This is a genomic window from Achromobacter sp. GbtcB20, assembly GCF_019091095.1.
Lineage (GTDB): Bacteria > Pseudomonadota > Gammaproteobacteria > Burkholderiales > Burkholderiaceae_B > Achromobacter > Achromobacter mucicolens.
In genome coordinates this window covers 1-383 of the sequence record NZ_JAGXJZ010000288.1, presented here as the reverse complement: position 1 = coordinate 383, position 383 = coordinate 1, and the positions used below count along the sequence as shown (strand labels likewise).

1 protein-coding gene is annotated in these 383 nt (G+C 69.7%); it reads left to right on the top strand.

Translation table 11 applies throughout. From position 1 onward, the window contains the following. Positions 1-28: 28 nt before the first annotated feature. The coding region (locus KVT32_RS29015; protein ID WP_217619306.1) for a type II secretion system protein at positions 29-383 on the top strand (355 nt) is incomplete at its 3' end.

Here is a 383-nt window from a genome sequence, read left to right as displayed (position 1 = left end):
GCGAACCCTGGAGCGAACGCACTGCCGAATGGTAGCGCGGCGCGCACGCTCGCCCGACGCCGGCTTCACCTACGTCGGCCTGGTGATCTTCGTGGCGATCCTGGGGCTGGTGGGGGCAGCGACGCTGAAGGTCGACTCCCTGCTGCGCCGCGTGGCCGCCGAACAGGAGCTGCTCGAGATCGGGGCCGAATACAGCGAAGCCCTGCGCAGCTATGCCGCCGCCACGCCGCGCGGTTATCCGACCGCGCCGCCGACCATGCGGGAGCTGCTCAAGGATCCGCGCTTTCCCGGCACGCGCCGCCACCTGCGCAAGATCTACGTCGATCCGGTCACGGGCAGGCAGGAGTGGGGCTTCGTCTACCAGGGAGACAAGACAGGGGTGC